The organism is Streptomyces sp. NPDC057654, assembly GCF_042800135.1.
GTDB lineage: Bacteria > Actinomycetota > Actinomycetes > Streptomycetales > Streptomycetaceae > Streptomyces.
In genome coordinates, this window is the sequence record NZ_JBHVHQ010000875.1 from 1 (window position 1) to 3,556 (window position 3,556).

At 73.1% G+C, this 3,556-nt stretch carries 3 protein-coding genes; all 3 read left to right on the forward strand.

The window, feature by feature from the left end; all coding sequences use genetic code 11:
* A partial coding sequence (locus ACFU99_RS37550; protein WP_384401334.1) for a sensor histidine kinase occupies window positions 1-1,135 on the forward strand: 1,135 nt, incomplete at its 5' end.
* Entirely contained in the window at window positions 1,123-1,821 is a 699-nt protein-coding gene (locus ACFU99_RS37555; protein ID WP_384401337.1) for a LuxR C-terminal-related transcriptional regulator, read from the forward strand. The genes ACFU99_RS37550 and ACFU99_RS37555, both read left to right, overlap by 13 nt.
* A gap of 310 nt (window positions 1,822-2,131) precedes the next feature.
* Window positions 2,132-3,268 carry a protein-L-isoaspartate(D-aspartate) O-methyltransferase gene (locus ACFU99_RS37560; RefSeq protein WP_384401339.1) on the forward strand — a complete coding sequence of 379 codons (1,137 nt, stop codon included), beginning with the start codon at window positions 2,132-2,134 and terminating at the stop codon, window positions 3,266-3,268.
* Window positions 3,269-3,556 lie beyond the last annotated feature (288 nt).

Below are 3,556 nucleotides of genomic sequence, written 5' to 3' on the forward strand. Positions count from 1 at the left end.
CCTCGTCGCCATGGGGGTGCTCTTCTCCATCGTGGGCGTGGGCCTGGCGGTGCTGGTGCTGGCCGCGCTGTTCGGCATCCCGGTCGCCGCGGTGGAGCGCCGCCGGCTGCGGCTGGTCGAACCGGCGCCGCTGGAGAACCCGCACGCGCGGCTGCGGAGCGTGGGCGCGACGCGGCGGCTGGGCATCCGGCTGCGGGAGCGGGCGACGTGGCGGGAGCTGGCCTACACCATCGTGTACGGCGTGGTCTTCGCGGGCTCGGGCTTCGGCGTCATGCTGGTGCTGCTGTTCGCCGGCGTCCTGACCGCGCTGCCGGTGCTCGTCCTGCTCATGGAGCCCGGCTCCGTAATGATCTTCGATCGGCCGATCACCAGCCCGCTGGAGGCGCTGCTCCCGGCCGCCGTCGGCCTCGTGGGGCTCGCGGGCTGCGCGTACGCGGCGGCGCTGCTGGCCGGGGCGCAGGTCAGGACGGCGGAGTTCCTGCTGTCGGGGCGGGCCGAGGAGCGGCGCGTGGTGGAGCTGACGCGCTCCCGCGCCCGGCTGGCCGACGCCTTCGAGGCCGAGCGGCGGCGCATCGAACGCGACCTGCACGACGGGGCCCAGCAGCAGCTCGTAGCGCTCTCCATGACGCTCGGGCTGGCCGAGATGGAACTGAACGGCAGCGGCTCCCCCGCCGCCGACCTGGTCGTACGGGCCCGCGGCGAGGCCCGGCAGGCCCTGTCCCAACTGCGCGACCTGGTGCGCGGCATCCATCCGCAGGTCCTCACCGACCACGGCCTGGACGCGGCCGTGGCGGAGGTCGCGCTGCGCAGCCCGATCCCGGTCACCGTCGACATCGAGCTGCCGGGGCGGCTGCCGGGCGCGGTGGAGACGGTCGCGTACTTCACGGTCACCGAGGCGCTGGCCAACGCCGCCAAGCACAGCGGCGCGACGGGGATCACGGTGGCCGGCCGCGTCCGGCGCGGCACGCTCGTCCTGTCCGTCACCGACAATGGCCGCGGCGGGGCGGTCCCGTCCGACGGCACGGGCCTCCAGGGCCTGGCCGACCGCATGGCGATCCTGAAAGGCAGGCTCATGGTGTCCAGTCCGGTGGGCGGTCCGACCGAGCTGCGCGCGGAGGTGCCGTGCTCCGCGTAGTACTGGCCGAGGACTCCGTACTGCTACGGGCCGGGCTCGTGGAACTCCTGACGCGGGGCGGGCACGAAGTGACGGCCGCGGTCGGCGACGCGGAGGCGCTGGCGCGCGCGGTGGAGTCCGACCCGCCCGGCGGCGAGCTGCCGGACCTCGTGATCACGGACGTACGCATGCCACCCGGCCAGCGCGACGAGGGCCTGCGGGCAGCGCTGGACCTCCGCTCCCGTCATCCGGAGCTGCCTGTGCTCGTCCTCTCCCAGTACGTGGCCACCGCCTACGCGACGCAGCTCCTCGGCGGCGACGGCCCGGGGGCTGCGGGCCAGCCGGGAGCGGCGGGGCTCGGCTATCTGCTCAAGGACCGGGTGGGCGAGGTCTCCGAATTCCTCGACGCCATTCGCCGCGTGGCGGCCGGGGAGACGGTCATCGACCCGGAGGTCGTCCGCACCCTGCTCGTACAGCGCACGGCGGCCCGCCCCCTGGGCCGCCTCACACCGCGCGAACGCGAGGTCCTGACGCTGATGGCCGAGGGCCTCAACAACCTGACGATCGCCCAACGCCTGGGCGTCACCGAGGCGTCCGTCGTCAAGCACTCCGGCAACATCTTCATGAAGCTGGACCTCGACCCGGCGGAGGGGAACCGGCGGGTGCTGGCGGTGCTGACGCATTTGCGGGGTGGGGTGGGGGGCTGATCGCCTGCCGGCCGGGGCGTCCCGTACGGCACAGCAGAGCCCCGCCACTCCCTCGGCGCGGGGTGACGGGGCGCGTCGCGCCCCCACTCGGCCTCATACCCGAAGTGCCGCGAAAGGGGTACGGCGGCCGAGTGGCTCCCCGTCCGGTCAAGCACCCCGGCAGGGGGCGGTGCCGGATACTTGCACCCCCAAAGAGGACTCCTGCCGGCCTTCACCGGGTGTGGACCCGTGCATTCCCAAGGACTCGCCCTGTGGGCCCGGCAAGCCCGCGTGCCTGCCCAAGTTCCCGCACCATCCGGAGGTGTGAGACATGACGTCGCCCGACTGGAAGCCCCACGCCGAGCAGCTGGCCGCCGAGGTCGCCCACCCGCAGTCCCGTTGGCGTCCGGTGCTGGCGTCGACGCCGCGTCATGTCTTCGTGCCCCGCTGGTGGGGCGATGGAGCGGACGGCAGAACGCTGGGGGACGGCGCGAGCGATCCTGAGCGGTGGATGCGCGTCGCGTACAGCAACACCTCTCTCGTCACGCGGATCGGTTCCCGCCACGCCGACCACGCCGAGCCGGGCGAGAAGGCGGACGGCATGCCCACGTCCTCTTCCACGCTGCCCTGGCTGGTGATGCGGATGTACCAGCACGCGAAGATCGCCGACGACTCCCGTGTCCTCGTGACCACGGGCTCCGGCTACGGCACCGCGCTGGCCTGCCGCCGGCTGGCGGACAACCAGGTGACCAGCATCGACGTGGACCCATACCTGGTCGCCGCGGCGGCCGAACGGCTCGGCGCGATCGGGCTGCGCCCCGCCGTCCGGGTCTGCGACCTCACCGGCCCGCTCCCGGGCACGTACGACCGCATCGTCTCCACCGTCGCCCTGCCGTCGGTCCCCGCCTCGCTGCTGGCCGCGCTGAACCCCGGCGGCCGTCTGGTCACGACCCTTGCCGACACCGGCCTGGTCCTCACCGCCGACAAGACCGAGGACGGCGGCGCGGTCGGACAGATCGAGTGCGAGGGCGCGGGATTCATGACCGCCCGCCAGGGCGATGACTCCCCGCCGACCCCGTTCGAAGCGGCAGAGGGCTTCGAGAGGGAAGGGGACTGCGAAGAGTCCGTCAGCCCGTACCCCGTCGTCGACGTCCAGCGGGCGTGGGAACTGTGGTCGACGTTCTCCTTGGAAGTTCCCGGCGTAGAACACCGTTTCCGACAGGACGGCAGCCGCAGGACGGCATGGATGGCCCATCCGGACGGCTCGTGGGCCAAGGCCACAGCCCTCCGGGACGAACCCACTCACGTCACCCAGGCAGGCCCCCGCCGTCTGTGGGACGAACTGGACCGCATCCGCAGCCGCTGGCTCAAAGACGGGCAGCTCAACGCCTACGGCGCACAGGCGGCCATCACACCGGACGGCGTACTGACCCTCTCGCGCGGCGGCTGGTCCGTGACCGTCGGCTGACGGGAGCAGCGCACCAGCACGGCGGGCAATGGGTGCGCCGCCTCCCTTCAGCGAGCTGATGGGACCGGCCACGCCCCGCGCAGCGCGAAGGCGACGACCGTACCGCCGTACACGCTGCACCCCGCCGACCATTCGTCGGCCAGGCACTCCACGTCCATCGTCGGCACTGGCAGTGCGCCTCATCGCGCCCTCCCTCGGATCGCACCCGGCTGTCTACCGCCGGGGTTTGGGCTGGTGTCGCGGGCGGCTGGTGGGTGGGGCGGTATTCGGCGTGGGTAAGTGCGGGTT